This is a genomic window from Alteromonas portus, from assembly GCF_005117025.1.
In the GTDB taxonomy this organism is placed as follows: Bacteria; Pseudomonadota; Gammaproteobacteria; order Enterobacterales; family Alteromonadaceae; genus Alteromonas; species Alteromonas portus.
The window spans coordinates 232254-248491 of sequence record NZ_SWCO01000007.1 but is presented as its reverse complement, the minus strand read 5'-3'; the positions used below and the strand labels follow the sequence as shown (position 1 = coordinate 248491).

Here is a 16238-nt window from a genome sequence, read left to right as displayed (position 1 = left end):
ATGTCATTAAGGCAAAAGCGCTCATTAACACTACAAAGCTATCGCAAACAAACTGTTCACTGACGTGTGGTAGTCCACTGACATAGCAACAGATAACAGCGTTATATTTACAATGGAAAAACCAAATACTCGTTTCGCCCACCCTTCTACGTTGATGTCGGGTCTGTACCCGCGCAGTGCCATTAATAACCACCAAAGGCTAGTTGCGAAAGCAACCGTTAAAAAGCCAATGCCCGTATAACCGCTAAGCGGAAGCAGCATTACTACTAAAGCAAATAATGCAATATGAAGAACAATATGGCGTTTTGCTTTCGCAATACCTTGCGATACAGGCAATACGGGAATATCCGCCGCCTTGTAGTCGTTATATCTAAAGATAGCGATGGCGTAAGAATGGGGCATTTGCCAAATGCTGAACATTCCCAGCAAAATAGCTGCGGCCGTATCAAACTGACCGCTCGCCGCGCAATAACCAACTACAGGTGGAACAGCACCGGAAAGACTGCCTACAAACGTGCCATATACCGAGTTCCGCTTCATATACAGGCTGTAAACGCCCACATAAATCACGTAGCCAAAGGCGGCAAAAAATACGGCAGTAAAGTTGGTGTAAAGCGCTAACAAGCCAAACCCAGCAACGCCTAGCACTGCACCGTGCAACATTGCAGTAAGTAATGGCAACTCGCCTGTCACCGTAACCCGATTTGCGGTGCGCTGCATTTTTCCGTCTATGTCTCGGTCAATGCAGTTGTTAATTACGCACCCCGACGCCACCACCAGCGACAAACCGATAAGCGTGGCAAGCAGCAACCAATAATCTATTTCGCCACGGGACGCTAGCAAGAAACCACCCGTTACTGAAATAGCATTGCCCATTATGATGCCGGGCTTAGTGACTAACAGGTAACGTTTATAAGTAGAGGTCATGGGTAAAATCCAAAATTAGAATGCGCTCATCTAGGCGCGTATCAAGGTGTACTGAGAAGCCCCAAAGTTGCCCCCATTAGAAGGGCGAAACATGAGGGCCTAACGTACTGACCGCGATGAAGTAAAAACATTGAAAAGCCTGACATGATCGTCAGGCTAGACCACGTATACACAGAGATTTGCTAATACATCATCATGGCGTTCGATTCGTAGATGATCCAAACGGATAAACCCACCACCATGAAAATAATGAGCGCACTGAATAAAAACGAAAACGTATTGGCTCTGCCTTCTTCGGTGACAAAGTTAAGGTGCAAAAAGTACTTAAGGTGCACCCAAATTTGAACCAAGCCCAAGGTTACCACGCTCCAAATCGTGGTAACTTTAGATAGGTCGCCATTCATCACTAGAGTGAACGGAATAGCGGTGAGCACCACAGATAGAATGAAGCCAATAACATAAGACTTCACATCGCCATGTACGTCATCACTATTGTGGGTCGATGAAGCGTGACCGTCCGTATTTGAAGCTAATTTTGCATCGTGTAACGCCATTACATTGCCCCCATCAAGTACACTACAGTAAATACACATATCCATACGATATCGAGGAAGTGCCAAAACAAGCTTAAGCAGCTAAGTCGGGTAACGGTTTGCTCACCTAGACCCCGGCGGGTTACTTCGATAAACATGATCGTCATCCAAATAAGACCCGCTGTAACGTGCAGTCCGTGCAGTCCCACTAGCGAGAAAAACGCCGTTAAAAACGCACTTTGCTGCGGCCCGTTACCGTGCACAATAAGGTGATGGAACTCGTATATTTCCATACCGATAAAACACGCTCCCAGTGCCCATGTCACTGCCAGCCAAGTAAGTGCACCTGACTTGTTTTGTCGGTGAGCGCAAATCATGGCGAAGCCAAAGGTGATACTACTTAGAAGCAACGCGGCGGTTTCCACAGCCACAAAGTTGAGTTCAAAAATATCTTTGCCAGACACACCCCCTGCCGTGTTCATGAACAGCACCGCGTAGGTAGCAAAAAAAGATGCAAACAACAAACAGTCGGTCATTAAATACAACCAGAAACCAAACACCGTGTTGTTCTCATGGTGTTCTTCGTGTGCATGCTCATTTGGCATTGGCACTGTATTTGATGATGCAATAGTACTCATGAGCGACCTCCCACTGTATTAGCACTTAAGTGCGTAGCTTCAACTCGTTCAACCTCATCTACCTGCACGTAGTAATCAACATCCGAGGTATAACAACGCTTAATAAATACTCCTATTCCTGCCACTAAACCGACAACAGCAAGCCACCAAATATGCCAGATAAGCGCAAAGCCCATTAGGGTAAAGCTCATGCTCATGAAAACTCCGGCTGAAGTATTTTTTGGCATATGAATAGGTGTGTATTTTTCAGGGCGTTGATACGACTCGCCGCGCTCCTTCATATCCGTCCATGCATCGATGTCTTTCACATGCGGTATGTTGGCAAAGTTATAGAACTGAGGTGGTGATGCCGTTGACCACTCTAGCGTGTGACCATTCCATGGGTCGCCCGTTGTATCGTTAAGCTTCTCTTTGTTTTTGAAGCTTACAAACAGCTGTAGTAGCTGGAAGAAAATGCCAATCGCAATAACAAACGCACCAAATGCAGCAATGTATAACCAGATATTCCAGTCAGGATTGTTTGTGTGATTTAAGCGGCGTGTCATACCCAAGAAGCCAAGCACATAAAGGGGCATGAACGCCAAAAGGAAACCAATCTGCCAGCACCAAAAGGCTGCTTTTCCGGTTTTTTCGTCAAGCTTGAAGCCAATGGCTTTCGGGAACCAAAAGGCAAAGCCCGCCAGGTAGCCGAACACGGCGCCACCAATAATGGTGTTATGAAAATGGGCAATAAGGAATAGGCTATTGTGCAGTACGTAGTCAGCACCAGGGATGGCAAGTAACACCCCTGTCATACCGCCGATAGTGAAAGTCACCATAAAACCTAATGTCCATAGCACAGGCACACTTAGTACAAGACGGCCTCGATACATGGTAAACAGCCAGTTAAATAGTTTCACACCCGTGGGTATAGCAATAACCATGGTCATAATGCCGAAGAAAGCATTCACATTGGCGCTCGACCCCATGGTAAAGAAGTGATGCAGCCACACAATAAAGCCTAGAATGGCAATGGCGCCCGATGCGTAAACCATCGACTTGTAGCCAAACAAACGTTTAGCGGTAAACGTCGATATAACCTCTGAGAAAATACCAAATGCAGGCAGTACCAGAATATAAACTTCAGGGTGTCCCCACGCCCAAAACAGGTTGATATACATCATAGAGTTACCGCCGGCTTCATTCGTGAAAAAGTGGAAGTCCATATAGCGGTCTAGGGTTAGCATAGCCAACACAGCGGTAAGAATAGGGAACGACGCGGCAATCAGTATATTCGCCCACGTACAGGTCCAGGTGAAAATAGGCATTTGCATTAACTTCATGCCTGGTGCACGCATTTTAAACACGGTAACTAAGAAGTTTACGGCAGTTAACAGGGTGCCGAGCCCGGATATCTGCAGGGCCCATATGTAATAGTCGACGCCAACCCCGGGACTAAACTCCAACCCGGCTAGCGGCGGATAAGCAACCCACCCTGTTTTTGCGAATTCACCTAACCCTAAAGACACATTCACCAGAATTGCGCCACCTGCGGTTAGCCAAAAACTTAAGTTATTTAAAAAAGGAAACGCCACATCACGAGCACCAATTTGCAGAGGCAAAATGATGTTCATTAAGCCAATCATAAACGGCATCGCCATGAATATGATCATGATAACGCCATGAGCTGTGAAGATTTGGTCGTAGTGCTCTGGCGGTAGATAGCCGGGCGCACCATTGGTTGCCATTGCAAGCTGAGTACGCATCATAATGGCGTCGGCAAAGCCGCGAAGCAGCATGATCATAGCTAGCACAATGTACATAATGCCAAGACGTTTGTGGTCGACAGACGTGATCCAGTCAAACCACAGGGTACCCCACTGTTTATGTTTGGTGATTAGCATGGCTATAACCACACCAAGCAGTGCCACTACGGCAAGTGTCACCATGATAATGGGCTCGTGATAGGGCACGGCCTCTATAGATAATTTACCTAAAAAAGACATGATTATTGTGCATCCTCTTGATGATGACGGTGTTGCATTTGAGGCATTGTGTGATGCTCGCCGGTTGCGGCATTTTCTGGCTTGCTGTAGAAATCCATAGAGCCATGATCTTTCATGTACTTCATCACGATGTCGTGAAAAAGACCTTCACTAACGTTGCTGTAGTAAGTCACGGGATTGTTTTCGCTTGGTTTGGCTAGCTGCTCATAAGAAGCCGAAGTTAACGGTGTTTGTGCTTGCTTTACGCTTGCAACCCAATCGTTAAAGTCGCCCTCGGTAGGTGTGGCGATAGCGTTGAATTTCATTCCCGTAAAGCCCGCGCCACTGTAGTTTGACGAAATACCTTTATACGTACCTGGCTCGTCTGCGATAAGGTGAAGCTTAGTTTCCATTCCCGCCATGGAATAAATCTGACTTCCCAACTGAGGAATGAAAAACGAATTCATAGTACTTTCAGAAGTGATTTTAAACGCCACAGGTTTATTAGCGGGAAACACCAATTCATTGACCGTTGCAATACCTTGTTCAGGGTAAATAAACAGCCATTTCCAGTTAAGTGATACCACCTCAATAGTAAGGTGTTCTCCTTTGCCTTCTAGCGGCGAATAGGGGTCGAGCGCGTGTGTCGAGCGCCATGTTATTACGCTTAATGAAATGACAATTAAGATTGGAATAGACCATACAATGGCTTCTATCTTCGTTGAGTGTGCCCATTTAGGGGTGTAAATTTCAAAGTCGCGGCTAGCGCGATATTTCCACGCAAAGTAAAGTGTAAGCACAATAACGGGAACAACAACAATCAGCATCAGAATGGTGCAAAGAATAATAAGATTCTTTTCATCCATGCCCACTTGCCCTTTGGGGTCAAGCACGCCACCGCTGCAACCGGCTAACGTAAGCCCAGCACCAGCAACAATCAAAGTAAAAAGGTTACGAATAGACAAAACAAGTTCCTATAACCCACAAGTTAAACGGCGATGACTGTGCAGTTCGGAAAGGAACTACGGGTTTACAGCATCGAAAAACGCACCAAAAGTGACGTTATTACGCTTAAAGCGCAGCACTCATGGTGTCTAATAAATCGGAGACGTTTAACTAAAAAGCGGGGGCGCTCGGCTGCCAATCGTTTGAACAAAAGGCTGAGGAAATGTAGGGCAAAGGTAAGGGATAGGCTGGCGCTGTTTTGTTATTTGCGCCTTTGCTATAGCCGTGGCTTTAACCAATAAACCGACTAATACCAACGCGATAGTGGGAACGATAAATTGTGAAAGCGTGTGATTAGCAAGTGCAATAACGAAAGGCTCGAAAACCAAGCTTTCATTAAATGCACTGACAAACTCTGTAGCGTCGGCCATGGTGCCACTAATAACTAGCGCAACATTCAGCAACAGCACCATATTAGCCAACCACAGCATAGCGCCTACACCATTAGTGTAGTTTACTGCGGGTCTAATTAATGAATTCAATTCGCTTAAAAAAGCGAAAGAACGTGGTGCCATAGTGGGTAGTATGCCTTACAAAAAATGCACTAGTTACCTACTTCAAAGATGAAGCAGGCGTGGCAGGTTAAAGGCTTATTAGGGTTAATTCAATAGGCGTAAAAGGCATAATGATGCGTTTATGTAGTAATAAAAACCACCTGTAAATACAAGTTTTTAACATGCCACTTGTACGGTGCAAGAAAAGATAAAAATCTCGAAAATTGGCTACATGACAAAGCAAACGAGACAGTAGGATAAATTAATTTCAATGCGCTAGCGCTTTAAAACGTACAAATGATAAATAATTGTTACCTAAAACATGGATATCAAAGAGGCTTTTATTTTAGGAAAAATGCGGTAACTCTCATTTGGCTGCGATAAATGGAAAGGCATTCAAAGGTGTATTTAGACCAAAAACAAAAAAGCGCAGCTCTAAGAGCTGCGCTTTTCTTTTAAGCGTTAAGCTTGGGATGATTACATCATGCCGCCCATTCCGCCCATGCCGCCCATATCAGGCATTGCTGGTGCGTCTTCTTTAGGTAGTTCAGCTACCATTGCTTCAGTTGTGATCATTAGTGAAGCAATTGAAGATGCGAACTGTAGTGCAGAGCGCGTTACTTTAGTTGGGTCAAGGATACCCATCTCTAGCATGTCGCCGTAAGTGTCGTTACCTGCGTTGTAACCGTAGTTACCTTCGCCGTTCTTCACTTCGTTAACAACTACTGATGCTTCTGCACCTGAGTTGATAGAGATTTGACGTAGAGGCGCTTCCATTGCACGTAGTGCAAGCTTAATACCTACTGTTTGGTCATCATTGTCGCCAGTTAGGTCAGCAAGTTTGGCTGCTGCGCGAACTAGTGCTACACCACCACCAGGTACTACACCTTCTTCAACCGCTGCGCGAGTTGCGTGTAGTGCATCTTCTACGCGGTCTTTCTTCTCTTTCATTTCAACTTCAGTTGCTGCACCAACTTTAATTACTGCAACACCGCCAGAAAGCTTAGCTAGACGCTCTTGAAGCTTCTCTTTGTCGTAGTCTGACGTAGACTCTTCAATTTGACCTTTGATTTGAGCACAACGGCCTTCAATCGCTTCTTGGTCGCCGTTACCGTCAACAACTGTTGTGTTGTCTTTGTTGATAACTACGCGCTTAGCAGTACCTAGGTCTTCAAGCTGAACTTTTTCAAGGTCTAGACCAATTTCTTCAGAGATTACTGTACCGCCAGTTAGGATAGCGATGTCTTGAAGCATTGCTTTACGACGGTCACCGAAACCTGGTGCTTTAACCGCTGCAACTTTAACAATACCGCGCATGTTGTTAACTACTAGTGTAGCAAGCGCTTCGCCTTCAACATCTTCAGCGATGATCATTAGCGGCTTACCCGCTTTCGCTACGCCTTCAAGGGTAGGAAGTAGTTCGCGGATGTTAGAAATCTTCTTGTCAACCAATAGGATGAACGGGTTGTCTAGTTCAACAGTACCGTTTTCTTGGTTGTTGATGAAGTATGGAGATAGGTAACCGCGGTCGAACTGCATACCTTCAACAACGTCTAGTTCGTTTTGAAGTGCCTGACCTTCTTCTACAGTGATAACACCTTCTTTACCTACTTTTTCCATTGCTTGAGCAATGATATCGCCAACTTCTGCATCAGAGTTTGCAGAGATAGTACCTACTTGAGCAATAGACTTGCTGTCTGCACAGTCAGTAGAAAGGGCTTTAAGTTCTTCAACTGCTGCCGCTACCGCTTTGTCGATACCGCGCTTAAGATCCATTGGGTTCATACCCGCTGCAACGCTCTTAAGACCTTCAGTTACGATTGCTTGCGCAAGTACAGTAGCAGTAGTAGTACCGTCACCCGCTTCGTCGTTCGCTTTAGACGCTACTTCTTTTACCATCTGAGCGCCCATGTTCTCGAACTTGTCTTCAAGCTCGATTTCTTTCGCTACAGACACACCATCTTTAGTGATAGTAGGTGCACCGAAAGACTTGTCTAGAACAACGTTACGGCCTTTTGGACCTAGTGTTACTTTAACTGCGTTAGCTAGTGTGTTTACGCCTTTTAGCATTTTGCTGCGAGCGTCATCACCAAAACGTACTTCTTTAGCTGCCATGATTAAATTCCTCTAAAATTCGTTTTAACGTTAGTTGTAATTACTCAACAATCGCTAGAATGTCGCTTTCGCTTAGGATTAGTACTTCTTCACCATCCAGCTTTTCTGTTTTAACGCCGTAACCGTCGTTGAAAATAACGGTGTCGCCTACTTTAACGTCTAGCGCTTTAACTTCGCCGTTCTCAAGAATGCGACCGTTACCTACTGCGATTACTTCGCCGCGTGTAGATTTTTCTGCTGCAGAACCAGTCAGAACGATACCGCCTGCAGATTTGCTTTCTTGCTCTGCGCGCTTAAGGATTACGCGGTCGTGTAAAGGACGAATTGCCATTTTCAAGTCTCCTGAAAATTCCACTATTCAAGTTTATGTGATTACCAACATTCAGACTGTCCGAATGTTGTGTGCCTGGGTTGCTCATTGCTGAGCAGTTAAAATCGTTTCTGCACGGATAGATGGGGTAGTACCCAGATAACTTCAAGGGTTTTTAAGCAAAAAAATGTAAAAAATTTGGTTTTTTCGCTAAATACTTATTTTTACTAGGCAAGTGAAGGCCGTTTATCGCGGTAAACGGCGCTCATAACCTGATGGAAAGGGTGTTTAGGCTCGCTATTTTAAGCGCTTATCTGGGTCGTTGGTGGTGTGATCAGTGTACTCACCTTCAAACACATCACCATCGTTATTGTGTGAGCGAGAACGCTCATCGAAAGGACTTTGTCCAAACGGTGACTGACCTTGACCGAAACCTGAAGCTCCCGGCCCCATTCCCGGAGCAACAACGCGCATTTTCATATGCTTACTTACCTGGGCGGCAAAGAAGTGACGTGAGCCCGGCATTGCTAAAAGGAAACCGAAGATATCGGTAATAAAGCCTGGCGTCACAAGTAAGATACCCGCAACTACTAGCATTAGGCCTTCAACCAACTCTTTACCCGGCACTTCATTTCGCTGCATTTTTTCTTGTGCCGTTTGCAGCGTACTTACGCCTTCGCGCTTAACAAAGTAAGCACCAATAAAGGCAGAAAGAATAACCAAGCCAACGGTATTCCAACCACCAATTACGCTACCCACATTAATTAGCAACGCAATCTCTAAAATAGGTAATAGGGCAAACAGTATAAATAAAACCCGCAAAATGCTTCCTCTTTCATGTATTCATAACCTGTTATAAGGTCTTTGTACGTAATAACAAGAAAAGGTGCCCATCCTTTCGCTTAAATAGCCACGTAAAGCGACCGATAACGACCTCGATATACGTTAGCTATGAAAGAATAGAGTGCTGATTCGGGTCTATTACACATCGACTCATTAGCAAAGTAACAGGCGCGAAAAAGTAGGAAACGTTTATGACAATAAAGCTTGTACTGTGTACCACACCCGATGAAAAGACTGCGCAATTAATTGCTAGTACCCTCGTTGAAGAAAAGCTTGCCGCCTGCGTGAATGTTATTAAAGGTATAGAGTCGGTTTATGAATGGCAGGGTAAAATAGAGACCGACACTGAATGTCAGCTACTCATTAAAACGAATACACAAAATGTATTACAGGCCTTTGATAGAGTAAGCGAGTTGCATCCGTACGATGTCCCTGAATGGCTAGAACTTAATGCTGAGGCTAGCAGCGCTTACGGTCAGTGGTTACAAACCACGCTACAGCGCTAGTTAAAACGTAATTCCAGATAAAAATAACGATAACGCAAAATAGATAAAAATGAACTGTAACTTTATGATTTTACCTTCTTTCTCATCAGGCAATGCATCAGCTTCGCTGTTCCAGCGCTTTACTGCTTATGTTCTCTCAGCGTTTTGTTTAATGACGTTATTAACCACGTTCGCATTGGCTCAGGTACCCAATGCCTTTGACGATCCGTTCGTGGATGAACCCCAGTTTTTAGATGTCGACCAAGCGTTTGCGTTCGACTTTAACCAAGAAGACGATGTGCTTACGGTAAGCTTCGATATTGCCGACGGCTACTACCTTTACCTAAAGCAGTTTAAGTTTGTGGCGAAACAAGCCGAAATTGGCGAGCCTAAGTACCCAAATGGGGTAATGATTCAGGATGAGTTTTTTGGCGAGTCTGAAGTGTTTTACAACGGCGTATCTATTACTTTGCCCATAGAATCAGCACTCAGTGACGGCGTAGTAAAAATTCGCTATCAAGGCTGTGCTGACGCAGGGCTTTGCTACCCGCCAACAGTGAAAGTCGTGTATTTAAATGAAGTGGGAAGCAGTGCAGTTGCTGAGACAGATACGGCCTCAGAACCAAATAACGCAGCAACTTCTTCACAAAGCGAGCAGTTCGATTTAGCGCAAAGGCTAATCGATAAAGATAACCTTGCGCTCACTTTAGCTCTATTTTTTGCACTAGGCGTAGGCTTAGCCTTTACACCTTGCGTATTCCCGATGTATCCCATTGTGTCGGGCATTGTGATTGGTCAGGGCAAGCCTAAAACCGCATCGCATTCATTCTGGCTAACCTTTGTTTACGTTCAAGGTATGGCGATCACATACTCACTGCTTGGATTAGTGGTCGCAGTAGCCGGCGCGCAGTTTCAGGCGGCGCTTCAACACCCTGTAGTACTCGGCGTATTCATTGTGCTATTTGTGGCGCTCGCCGTTGCTCTGTTTGGTGGTTTTGAAATTCAGCTGCCAGCAAAGTATCAAGAAAAGCTCACTCACATGAGTAACAACCAAACGCCCGGCAGTTTCGCAGGTGTGTTTGTTATGGGTGTACTGTCTGGTCTTATCGCTTCACCCTGCACTACTGCGCCGCTAACCGGCATATTGCTATTCATCGCTCAAACTGGCGATATGACGCTAGGTTTTGTTTCGCTTTACTTGTTAAGCATAGGTATGGGCGTACCGCTCATTCTGTTCGGCATGACGGGCGGTAAGCTGCTACCTAAGGCGGGTAACTGGATGAATGTGGTTAAAGTTACCTTTGGCTTTATGATGCTTGCCGTGGCCATTGTGTTTATTGAGCGTTTATATAATAGCCCTGCCACTGGCTTCCTATGGGGATTGCTTGGTTTCGGTTTGTTCGGCTATTACTGGGCACTTAACCGCGCCAGCAAAAACTCACTGATGAAGCTTGTACGTGCTGTTGTGGTTGCAATAGGCATTATGGGAAGTGCTGGCCTTACCTATCAAGCAGGGCTAAACACAGGGCTTTGGGGCGAGCACTCTGATGGTGTCCACGCAGGGCATCCAGACTTTCTTGTTGCCAGAGACTTAGCAGACCTGCGCAATAAAATAGCGGCGGCTAACGCACAAGGTAAAACCGTGATGGTCGATTTGTACGCCGACTGGTGCGTTGCCTGTAAGGAGTTCGAGAAGTACACTTTCCCTGACGAGAAAGTTGTATCTGCGCTTAGCAATACAGTATGGATGCAAATGGACCTTACCGATAACACACCAGAACGTCAGGAAATTTTTGACACCTTCACTGTGCTAGGCCTACCAACCATTTTGTTCTTCGACAAAAACGGCGACGAGCTAACCAAGGCCCGTGTCACCGGGTTTATGAAAGCAGATGCCTTTGCCGGTCATGTAAACGAGTGGCTTAACAATGGCTCTGACGTTAGTGATGCTCAAAATGGTCGCTTGGACTAAGGCGCTTCTATTCGAGGCCTTTCCTCTTCTCATATGGCGAGTATGGCGAGCGGTGCGAAGCGCCGCTCTTTTTATTTTGGGTAGAGACGGGTTTCAGAAAAGAAGGTTGGCTTCAATGCTGGCCTTCTTATTTATTTCGCTCACTTTTTCACTATCAATAACAGCGAAAACCACGGGGTGCTTCGATAACAAGCGCTTTTGTTTTGAGCTTACGCCTTCGTCTTCTTCTCTTTTTCTAGTCTCGGTACAAAGAAATGTAGAATTACCCGTAGCCTTAACCCTTTATTCTTCTGTTTTGCAGGATATCCCTACAGGCAAGGGTGAGCTTAAACCAAAAGCCCATGTCAACGCGTTTTTAGATACCAATGACCAAGTGCCCCTTGGCGTAGTAAAAAAAGCCGATGCATTCTGGGCATCTATGCGCGTTAAATGGACGGTAGGCCGCGTAGACGCTATACACGATAACGCCTATACGTATCTGTCACCGCTACAGCCTGCTGGCGAATACCGCATTGTTCAGGGCTTTAACGGCAATTTTAGTCATTCGGGGGCGTCAAGGTATGCTCTCGATTTTGCCGCGCCTGTTGGAACCCCTATTTTAGCCGCCCGAGAAGGCGTAGTGATCGACACGAAAGATGACGGCACGAAAGGCGGACCAACGCCGAAGTTTGCTAAACACGCTAACTATGTTGTCGTTCTTCATAGCGACGGAACCACCGGCGAATACTACCATCTGAAATATAAAGGCGTTGTGGTAACAAGAGGGCAAACTGTAAAGCGCGGGCAACTTATCGGTTATACCGGCAATACGGGGTTTTCTTCCTTACCCCACCTTCACTTTGGCATATATGTAGCCAAATTCCATGGGAAATACGTTAGTGTACCGTTTTCTCTAAAAGGCTCCTCAACGAAAGCCACACCTTAGTATTTTACGACATTACATCACCGGTACTTTTCGCTAAAACCGCCAGCACATCCTTAATTAACGCCTTCTGAGAGCGCACCAACTGAGCAAACCACCCAATAAACTTTGCGCCGAAAACACCTGATTAGACCAGTATTTTGCTGCGAAAACTTTATCTATCACTATAATCAGCAACTAACACAATAAACGAGCAAATAAATTGGCTTTTTTTCGTGCAACTGTCACAAAAGTTTGTTGAAATGGCAATAACCGTGACATTTTCCCGAAGATAGCAGCAAACTAGATGAAAATTTTGTTATTGAACGGCCCTAACCTGAATATGTTAGGCCAAAGAGAACCCGACAAATACGGCACACAAACCTTGCAAGACATCGTAGATGATTTGCAGGCGCAGGCCGCGTCAAGCAACGTGACCTTAACGCATTTTCAGTCAAACGCCGAGTTTGAACTGATCGACCGCGTACATGCTGCTATGGGAACTGTTGATGCCATTATTATTAATCCTGCTGCCTTCACGCACACCAGTGTCGCCCTTCGCGATGCGTTATTAAGTGTCAATATCCCGTTTATTGAAGTGCATTTGTCGAACGTTCACGCTCGTGAACCTTTTCGTCATCATTCTTATTTTTCTGATGTTGCAGCTGGCGTCATTGTTGGCCTTGGTGCCATGGGCTATTCGCTCGCGTTGACTGCAGCAATCAATTTACCGAAATCGCCAAAATAGAGCAGAGACAGAACATGGATATTAGAAAGATTAAAAAACTCATCGAACTAGTGGAAGAATCTGGCATTGCCGAGCTAGAGATCACTGAAGGCGAAGAGTCTGTACGCATCCACCGTGGCCCAACGGGTGTTCAAGCGCCAATGAATTACAGCTTTGCAGCTCCTGCTGCACCGCAAATGGCACCTGCGCCTGCAGCGGCCGCTACCACTGCGTCTGAAGCACCGGCAGAGCCAGCTCAACCAGACGGTCACGTTGTTAAGTCTCCAATGGTAGGTACGTTCTACCGTGCATCTTCACCAACGGCAAAACCATTTGCAGAAGTGGGTCAGCAAGTAAAAGTTGGCGACACGCTTTGTATCGTTGAAGCGATGAAGATGATGAACCAAATTGAAGCAGATAAAGCCGGCGTGGTTAAGGCAATCCTGGTTGAAAACCAAGACCCTGTAGAATTCGACCAGCCAATGTTCATCATTGAATAAGCGAGTGCTTAACTATGCTAGATAAAGTACTTATTGCTAACCGTGGTGAGATTGCCCTGCGTATTTTGAGAGCCTGTAAAGAACTAGGCATCAAAACCGTAGCTGTGCACTCTACTGCGGATAAAAACTTGAAGCACGTGTTGCTGGCTGACGAATCAATTTGTATTGGTAAAGCATCGGCAACCGAAAGCTACCTAAACATTCCTCGCATTATTGCTGCTGCAGAAGTCACTAACTCTATTGCTATTCACCCTGGTTACGGTTTCTTAGCGGAAAACGCAGACTTTGCTGAAGCGGTAGAAAAAAGCGGCTTTATTTTCATTGGCCCTAAAGCTGAAACTATCAACCTTATGGGTGACAAAGTTTCTGCTATCAACGCCATGAAAAAAGCAGGTGTACCGTGTGTACCTGGCTCAGACGGCCCACTAACTGACGACGTAGAGCGCAACAAAGCCATTGCTAAGCGCATTGGTTATCCAATCATCGTTAAAGCTGCGGGCGGCGGCGGTGGTCGTGGTATGCGCGTAGTACGCAGCGAAGCTGAGTTGATTAAAGCCATTGAAACCACGCAAGCGGAAGCTGGCGCTGCATTTGGCAACTCAACGGTTTACATGGAAAAATTCCTTGAAAACCCACGTCACGTCGAAATTCAGGTATTAGCTGATGGCCAAGGCAACGCTATTCACTTAGGTGAGCGTGACTGTTCAATGCAGCGTCGCCACCAAAAAGTGGTTGAAGAAGCGCCTGCACCAGGTATTTCTGAGCAAATGCGCACCAAGATTGGCGATCGCTGCCGCAAAGCCTGTATTGAAATAGGCTACCGCGGAGCAGGTACTTTCGAGTTCCTATATGAAAACGGTGAATTCTATTTCATTGAAATGAATACCCGTATTCAGGTAGAGCACCCTGTATCTGAGATGATCACAGGCGTTGACCTTATTAAAGAGCAGCTTCGCATTGCAGCCGGTCAGCCACTGTCAATTGATCAGTCGCAAATTCAAATTCGTGGCCACGCTATTGAATGTCGAATTAACGCAGAAGATCCACAAACCTTTATTCCTAGCCCTGGTCCTATCGATATGTTCCATGCGCCAGGTGGTTTAGGTATTCGCTGGGAGTCGCATATTTACGCGGGCTACCACGTACCTCCTTACTACGACTCAATGATAGGCAAGCTTATCACTTACGGTGAAAGCCGCGACGAAGCGATTGCTCGCATGCGCCATGCCCTTGAAGAGATTGTGGTTGAGGGTATTAAAACGAATATTCCGCTTCAACGCGCCATTATGGCCGATGAAAACTTCTTCGCGGGTGGAACCAACATCCACTACCTAGAGAAGAAGCTAGGTTTAGCCTAATCCCCCCTTTGGGCTACACGTTGTATTTTGTGTAGCCCAATTTTCTTCCTTCGCTATTCGCTATTCGCTATTCGCTATTCAGAACATTCTAATTTTCCGATTACCACAATCAATTTTTAACGATTTTCCTATTTAAAAACTAACTCTATACTGCATACAAGTTTTAAGACATCTCCCTGAGTTTTAATACTGTTGTGTGTTTTACCCTCATTGGAGTCCCACTCCACTTATTGCCGGCATCCCTGCCGGCTTTTTTTTATGTTTTTTTCGTAAAGTCGCTCTTTTTATGCGCTAATTAATTAGATTTAATGTATAAACTAGCCAATTGCTTTGTTTAAGGTTCGATAGGTGCGAATTCCGTTTTTGCTTGTTTTACCACTCATTACTTTTTCGGGAACCAGTGCGTTTGGAGAACAAATAGCACCCACTTTCTCACAGAAGCTAGACATACAGGTTCGATACGATGATCGCTCTAACCGCCCTAGCCGCGAACAATATCGACTGCGCTACTACCCCTCTCTTGCCATCACTTCAGCGTGGTCAGTACACAGCTTTGTGGTAACTGGCGATGACTTTTCATCAAGCCACAATACGTTCGGTAGCGATAATACTGATTATCTCTACGCAAGGCGTCTGTATTTGAGGCATGAAACCGAATCTGGAAAAACTGAGCTAGGCATTATTCCAACCTACAAAGGGCGCGTTTCTTCCACCGGTTTATCGAAAGATGGGTGGATAACGGGGGTACGTCACGTAAGGCAATTACAAAACGACACAGCCCTTGAAGTAGTGGTTGGTCAACTTGCAAATGCTGAAGCCTCTGAAGCCTTTAATATTGGCGGGGAGGATGCGTATTTCGAGATTGAATACTCGGCGAAAATGGACCAGCGACATAGCTACGAGGCCAGTTTTGAAAAAATGCTCGGTGGTACATTTGCTCGTGCTGAGTATCGGTTTCGATTAAACGATAAAGATACTGCCTTTATAGAACTGGTTCAGCGTACCGATGAAAGTGCTGCGAAACTTGTTGTGGGCACCAGCGGAGAGTTTGATGCAAGTGCTTTTAACACATCGTATCCTATCGAATACTTCGCATACTACTCATACATAGACAGTAGCTTTGGTGAGCGCGCTGAACTAATTGAAGATTTTCTGGGAACAGGTCACGGCGGTTCACTAGAATTTAGCGGCGTGCTGTCTGAAAAGCATGATGTTGAGTGGTTTGTCAGAACTGATGTTGTAGATAGCGTCAGCAGATTATTGGCTGGTGTAAAACTTTCTTTTGAAAGTTGAATGACTGACGCTCGTCAAAGTGTGCGTTCTTTATTACTACCGAGAAAATGAGCGCCATTGAGCAACATAAAAAAGGCCCATCAAATGATGGGCCAAACAGCAAGAACGCGTACACACTTTAACAGTGCATAATAAGTTACGGGTTGGTCTGTAAATACGTTCAATTATTCTAG

The 16238-nt window shown here is 45.5% G+C and carries 16 protein-coding genes; 7 read left to right on the top strand and 9 right to left on the bottom strand.

Going from position 1 to position 16238, the window contains the following annotated elements:
- Positions 1 to 30: 30 nt before the first annotated feature.
- From cyoE to E5672_RS12755, 9 genes are all read right to left on the bottom strand, one after another.
- Complete coding sequence (gene cyoE / locus E5672_RS12795) at positions 31 to 927, bottom strand: heme o synthase (protein ID WP_136782538.1); 897 nt, start codon at positions 925 to 927, stop codon at positions 31 to 33.
- A 182-nt stretch (positions 928 to 1109) separates the two neighbouring features.
- Complete coding sequence (gene cyoD / locus E5672_RS12790) at positions 1110 to 1481, bottom strand: cytochrome o ubiquinol oxidase subunit IV (RefSeq protein ID WP_014999970.1); 372 nt, start codon at positions 1479 to 1481, stop codon at positions 1110 to 1112.
- The gene (gene cyoC, locus E5672_RS12785; protein ID WP_131136877.1) at positions 1481 to 2098 is read right to left on the bottom strand and encodes a cytochrome o ubiquinol oxidase subunit III; all 618 of its coding nucleotides are present in this window, start codon (positions 2096 to 2098) and stop codon (positions 1481 to 1483) included. The genes cyoD and cyoC overlap by 1 nt, the downstream gene beginning before the upstream one ends.
- Positions 2095 to 4083 (bottom strand): cytochrome o ubiquinol oxidase subunit I, encoded by a 1989-nt coding sequence (gene cyoB, locus E5672_RS12780; protein WP_136782537.1) that lies wholly within the window; start codon positions 4081 to 4083, stop codon positions 2095 to 2097. Before cyoB ends, cyoC begins: the two co-directional genes overlap by 4 nt.
- A gap of 2 nt (positions 4084 to 4085) precedes the next feature.
- Entirely contained in the window at positions 4086 to 5027 is a 942-nt protein-coding gene (gene cyoA / locus E5672_RS12775) for a ubiquinol oxidase subunit II (protein WP_136782536.1), read from the bottom strand.
- A 147-nt stretch (positions 5028 to 5174) separates the two neighbouring features.
- Positions 5175 to 5582 (bottom strand): hypothetical protein, encoded by a 408-nt coding sequence (locus E5672_RS12770; RefSeq protein ID WP_136782535.1) that lies wholly within the window; start codon positions 5580 to 5582, stop codon positions 5175 to 5177.
- A 456-nt stretch (positions 5583 to 6038) separates the two neighbouring features.
- On the bottom strand, positions 6039 to 7676 hold the full coding sequence (gene groL / locus E5672_RS12765) for a chaperonin GroEL (RefSeq protein ID WP_136782534.1): 1638 nt from the start codon (positions 7674 to 7676) through the stop codon (positions 6039 to 6041).
- A gap of 40 nt (positions 7677 to 7716) precedes the next feature.
- On the bottom strand, positions 7717 to 8007 hold the full coding sequence (locus E5672_RS12760; RefSeq protein ID WP_012520088.1) for a co-chaperone GroES: 291 nt from the start codon (positions 8005 to 8007) through the stop codon (positions 7717 to 7719).
- 276 nt (positions 8008 to 8283) lie between these two features.
- Positions 8284 to 8808: an FxsA family protein gene (locus E5672_RS12755; protein ID WP_136782533.1), complete on the bottom strand. Its 525-nt coding sequence runs from the start codon at positions 8806 to 8808 to the stop codon at positions 8284 to 8286.
- Positions 8809 to 9020: 212 nt separating this feature from the next.
- On the opposite strand from E5672_RS12755, the gene cutA reads away from it, so the two are divergent.
- The 7 genes from cutA to E5672_RS12720 all read left to right on the top strand — a co-directional run bounded on the left by cutA (position 9021) and on the right by E5672_RS12720 (position 16065).
- Positions 9021 to 9335 (top strand): divalent-cation tolerance protein CutA, encoded by a 315-nt coding sequence (gene cutA / locus E5672_RS12750; protein WP_136782532.1) that lies wholly within the window; start codon positions 9021 to 9023, stop codon positions 9333 to 9335.
- A 64-nt stretch (positions 9336 to 9399) separates the two neighbouring features.
- On the top strand, positions 9400 to 11286 hold the full coding sequence (locus E5672_RS12745; RefSeq protein ID WP_136782531.1) for a protein-disulfide reductase DsbD: 1887 nt from the start codon (positions 9400 to 9402) through the stop codon (positions 11284 to 11286).
- Positions 11287 to 11401: 115 nt separating this feature from the next.
- A complete protein-coding gene (locus tag E5672_RS12740) occupies positions 11402 to 12211 on the top strand; it encodes a M23 family metallopeptidase (protein WP_136782689.1) in 810 nt (269 codons plus the stop codon).
- A 283-nt stretch (positions 12212 to 12494) separates the two neighbouring features.
- Complete coding sequence (aroQ, locus tag E5672_RS12735; RefSeq protein WP_136782530.1) at positions 12495 to 12935, top strand: type II 3-dehydroquinate dehydratase; 441 nt, start codon at positions 12495 to 12497, stop codon at positions 12933 to 12935.
- 14 nt (positions 12936 to 12949) lie between these two features.
- Positions 12950 to 13414, top strand: a complete 465-nt coding sequence (gene accB, locus E5672_RS12730; RefSeq protein WP_071816407.1) for an acetyl-CoA carboxylase biotin carboxyl carrier protein — start codon at positions 12950 to 12952, stop codon at positions 13412 to 13414.
- Positions 13415 to 13428: 14 nt separating this feature from the next.
- Complete coding sequence (accC, locus tag E5672_RS12725; RefSeq protein WP_039228980.1) at positions 13429 to 14772, top strand: acetyl-CoA carboxylase biotin carboxylase subunit; 1344 nt, start codon at positions 13429 to 13431, stop codon at positions 14770 to 14772.
- Between the two features lie 348 nt (positions 14773 to 15120).
- The gene (locus E5672_RS12720; protein WP_136782529.1) at positions 15121 to 16065 is read left to right on the top strand and encodes a hypothetical protein; all 945 of its coding nucleotides are present in this window, start codon (positions 15121 to 15123) and stop codon (positions 16063 to 16065) included.
- Positions 16066 to 16238 lie beyond the last annotated feature (173 nt).

Excerpts from the sequence above, each read along its gene's own strand:
- E5672_RS12745 (WP_136782531.1), top strand. The coding sequence starts at position 9,400 with ATGATTTTACCTTCTTTCTCATCAGGCAATGCATCAGCTTCGCTGTTC.
- E5672_RS12760 (WP_012520088.1), bottom strand. The coding sequence starts at position 8,007 with ATGGCAATTCGTCCTTTACACGACCGCGTAATCCTTAAGCGCGCAGAG.
- cyoD (WP_014999970.1), bottom strand. The coding sequence starts at position 1,481 with ATGGCGTTACACGATGCAAAATTAGCTTCAAATACGGACGGTCACGCT.
- E5672_RS12770 (WP_136782535.1), bottom strand. The coding sequence starts at position 5,582 with ATGGCACCACGTTCTTTCGCTTTTTTAAGCGAATTGAATTCATTAATT.
- cyoB (WP_136782537.1), bottom strand. The coding sequence starts at position 4,083 with ATGTCTTTTTTAGGTAAATTATCTATAGAGGCCGTGCCCTATCACGAG.
- aroQ (WP_136782530.1), top strand. The coding sequence starts at position 12,495 with ATGAAAATTTTGTTATTGAACGGCCCTAACCTGAATATGTTAGGCCAA.
- groL (WP_136782534.1), bottom strand. The coding sequence starts at position 7,676 with ATGGCAGCTAAAGAAGTACGTTTTGGTGATGACGCTCGCAGCAAAATG.
- accB (WP_071816407.1), top strand. The coding sequence starts at position 12,950 with ATGGATATTAGAAAGATTAAAAAACTCATCGAACTAGTGGAAGAATCT.
- cutA (WP_136782532.1), top strand. The coding sequence starts at position 9,021 with ATGACAATAAAGCTTGTACTGTGTACCACACCCGATGAAAAGACTGCG.
- cyoC (WP_131136877.1), bottom strand. The coding sequence starts at position 2,098 with ATGAGTACTATTGCATCATCAAATACAGTGCCAATGCCAAATGAGCAT.
- accC (WP_039228980.1), top strand. The coding sequence starts at position 13,429 with ATGCTAGATAAAGTACTTATTGCTAACCGTGGTGAGATTGCCCTGCGT.
- cyoE (WP_136782538.1), bottom strand. The coding sequence starts at position 927 with ATGACCTCTACTTATAAACGTTACCTGTTAGTCACTAAGCCCGGCATC.
- E5672_RS12740 (WP_136782689.1), top strand. The coding sequence starts at position 11,402 with ATGCTGGCCTTCTTATTTATTTCGCTCACTTTTTCACTATCAATAACA.